Raw genomic sequence first — 3,351 nt, 5'->3', positions numbered from 1 at the left:
GCCGCGCAGTTGATCGCCACCAGCGGTTGCTCGGCACGCAAGCTTCTTCGATGCAGCGCTCGGGCGACGAGTTCCTTACCCGTGCCGCTTTCGCCTTGAATGAGGATCGCCTTGTCGGTCGGCCCGGCTCGATCGATCAAGCGCCAGACCTCCTTCAGAGCCGATGAGTCGCCGACCATTTCCGATTGCGGCTGCTTCCGCTGCAGCACCTCTTTGAGGCGACCGTTCTCCTGCGTTAGTTTTCTGCGTTCAACCGCCTTGTCGACCAAGGCATCGAATTCCGCCATCGAGCAGGGCTTCGTCAAGTAGTCGTAAGCGCCGAGCTTCATCGCCTTGACCGCGGTCTCGACGGTGGCCGAACCGGTGAGCATGATCACTTCGCACTCGGGATCGGCCGCTTTCAGTTTCTCGAGCAACTCAAGGCCCGGCATCGTCGGCATCATCAGGTCGATGACTGCGGCGGCGAATTGACGACGTTCGGTTTCGGCCAACGCCGCTGCGCCTTCGGACGCTTCGTAAACATTGAATCCGCGACGCCGTAGACGTTGAACTAGGACTTCGCGAAATTCGGCCTCGTCGTCGACGACGAGGAGATCGGACGCATGAGCCATGATGTTCTAGCGTGAGTGAGTCGAGAGTTGCTTTTCGGGTTCAGACGTCCGGTCTATCGTTTCGGCCGAGGCGAATTCGCTCCGCGCTCGGCGACGCGGCAAGATGAGCGAGAACTCCGCACCGTTGTTATTTCTGCTATGCGCCGCGATCGTGCCGCCGTGCGCTTCGATGATCCGCGCGACGATCGCCAATCCTAGACCGGTTCCTTTCGGCTTTGTCGTGTAGAACGGAGCGAAGACGCGCTCCGCTTCGGCCGGTGTCAGCCCCTTGCCGTTGTCGCGTACGTCGATGCGAATCGCCGGTCGACCGTCAAACTCGTCGTCGGAGCAGACGACCTCGATCCGAGCTATCGCAGGACAAGCCGCGACGGCATTCTCGAACAAGTTCCGGAAGACTTGATCCAGACGAAAGCCGTCGCAATCACAAGTCAAATCCACGCCGGCGATCTGCTCGACCAGCTCGGGCGGTTTGCCTTGCATCGCTCCCGCCGTGACGTTTCTCCAGGCTTGTCGCCAAAGCGTGCCGAGATTCCAATTCTCGCAATCGAGCTCGATCGGTGCCGCGTAGTTGCGCACTTCCTCATGCAGACGGCTAAGATCGGCATGTGCCTTTTGCACCTTACCGATACCGCAGCGCGAAGGAGGTCCGGATTGACGGGCTTCAACAAGTAGTCGGTTGCGCCGGCCCGCAGAGCGACGATCGTGCCGGCGAGATCGGCGTTGCCCGTAATGATGATGATCGCGGCGCCAGGGGCTTGCTCGCGAATCGTCGGCAATACATCTTCGGCCAAACCGTCGGGCAGACGTCGATCTAAAAGTATGACCGCGAAGTCCGACCACTGGCGCCCCTCAGCGGCCTCGCGCAGCGTGGAGGCGCCGCAGACTTGGAACCCGTCCAATTCGAGAATGTCCCGCACGTTAGCGAGCGCGTCTGCGTCGTCTTCGACGGCGAGTATGTTTCGATTCATCTGCTGCGATCAATTCGTAACTAGATGCCGGCAACCCTCCGGCATCGGGAATCCGATATTCATTAAGCTAGTGCCCGCATGCTCGGTGTTCAACGTCGCGCCTTGTTAAATCACTTGAGATGCGACGGAAACGTAGTCGTCTCGTTGCTTTCCTCAGCTTTTGACTCATTACGATCGGCTTCAGAAAACGCGAGAATGGCGGGGCGTCGTTGCAATAAGCGGCTCCATCGCATAGAGAGGGGTTAGAGAATCCTTCGACAAGGCACCGAACGATGGACGTCGAAAAGCTTTACGAGCGTTATTGCGAGCTGCAAGCTTATGTCGGGTGGAGCATCGAGGATGCTCGCCGAGTGCAGGCCGTGGCGTTAAGTCTGGACCCGTTTCTTCCGGCTCTGATCGAGGACTTTTATTCCGAGATCGAACGTCATTCCGGTGCGCGCAGCGTCATCACGGGCGGCGACGCACAAATCGCGCGGCTCAAGCAGTCGCTCACCCAATGGGTGCGCGAACTCTTGTCGGGCCCGTACGACGGAGCCTATGTACTTCGCCGCTGGCGCGTCGGTCGACGGCATGTCGAGATCGGCCTCGACCAAGTCTTCACGAACGTCGCTATGTCTCGATTGCGGTCCGGTCTCATCGGTGCGTTAGGTCGGACTTGGCACGGCAGCCGAGAAGATCTCGTCGCGACGGTTCAATCGCTCGACAGACTGATCGACCTGGACTTGGCTAAGATCGAAGACGCTTACCAAGCGGAACATTTGGAGCGCCGCCGACGAGATGAACGCTTGGCGGCGATCGGTCAGATTTCCGGTGGAATCGCGCATGAACTTCGTAACCCCTTGAACGTGATCAAGACTTCGGCGTACTACTTATTGAATGCCCGCAGCGCCTCGCCCGAGAAGATCGGCGAGCACTTGCGGCGCATCGATCAGCACGTGACCGTGGCGAACGATGCGATCACCGCATTGTCGAACTTCGCAAAAATGCCGCATCCGGAACTGAACCCCTTCTCGATCGAGAAGTGCGTCAGTGAAGTTTTGAAGATCGAACACATTCCGGAGAAGATTCGGATTCAAATCGACTTACCCCCGACGCTTCCCCCCGCCCTCGGCGATCCGGCGCAGATTCGGATCGTGTTCGCGAACCTGATTCGCAACGCTCGCGACGCGATGCCTCAAGGAGGCAGCCTTGCTATCCGCGCCGTCGCCGATGAAGCAGGAATCGAAATCGCTTTCCGCGATACCGGCATCGGCATTCCCGCCGAACAACTGAGCCGAGTGATGGAACCCCTCTACTCGACCAAGGCGCGAGGTCTCGGTCTCGGACTCGCGATGGCCAAGGCGATCGTCGAAAAGCATCACGGCTCGCTTCACGTCATGAGCGTTCCCGCTCAGGGAAGTACCTTTACGGTGCGATTGACCGCGCCTGAAAGTTCCAGCAGGAACCTTTCGTGAACCGTTTACCTTCTCTTTTGATCGTCGACGATGAAGCGGACGCTTGCCGTAACCTCTCGGACATCTTTGCCGACTTGGGTTATCAAGTCGACACGGCGAACGACGGCTTTGAAGCGCTTGAGCGCATGCAGTCCGCCCATTACGACTTGGCCGTGCTCGATCTCATGATGCCGGGCATGGATGGGATCGAACTCTATCGGCAAATGAAGCAGCGAAGCCCGGAAACCGTTGCGGTCCTCGCGACCGCTTATCCGAACCATCCGCGAGTCGATCAAGCACTCAAATCCGGCCTGTGGAACATCCTTTACAAGCGGGTCG

5 protein-coding genes are annotated in these 3,351 nt (G+C 58.8%); 2 read left to right on the top strand and 3 right to left on the bottom strand.

Annotation, left to right across the window (positions count from 1 at the left end):
- The 3 genes from K8U03_19450 to K8U03_19440 all read right to left on the bottom strand — a co-directional run.
- On the bottom strand, positions 1-611 hold a 611-nt coding region (locus K8U03_19450; GenBank protein MCE9607066.1), incomplete at its 3' end, for a response regulator.
- Positions 612-617: 6 nt separating this feature from the next.
- Positions 618-1,049, bottom strand: coding sequence for an ATP-binding protein (locus K8U03_19445; protein MCE9607065.1), 432 nt, complete (start codon positions 1,047-1,049; stop codon positions 618-620).
- Positions 1,040-1,579, bottom strand: coding sequence for a response regulator (locus tag K8U03_19440; protein ID MCE9607064.1), 540 nt, complete (start codon positions 1,577-1,579; stop codon positions 1,040-1,042). The genes K8U03_19445 and K8U03_19440 overlap by 10 nt, the downstream gene beginning before the upstream one ends.
- Before the next feature lie 272 nt (positions 1,580-1,851).
- Here K8U03_19440 and K8U03_19435 point away from each other — a divergent pair, with 272 nt between their 5' ends.
- Positions 1,852-3,033 carry a hypothetical protein gene (locus K8U03_19435; protein ID MCE9607063.1) on the top strand — a complete coding sequence of 394 codons (1,182 nt, stop codon included), beginning with the start codon at positions 1,852-1,854 and terminating at the stop codon, positions 3,031-3,033.
- A partial coding sequence (locus tag K8U03_19430; GenBank protein MCE9607062.1) for a response regulator occupies positions 3,030-3,351 on the top strand: 322 nt, incomplete at its 3' end. The genes K8U03_19435 and K8U03_19430, both read left to right, overlap by 4 nt.

Source organism: Planctomycetia bacterium (genome assembly GCA_021413845.1).
Taxonomy (GTDB): Bacteria; Planctomycetota; Planctomycetia; order Pirellulales; family PNKZ01; genus PNKZ01.
Note: the sequence above shows the minus strand (reverse complement) of the source record. Positions and strands in the feature narration are given on the sequence as shown.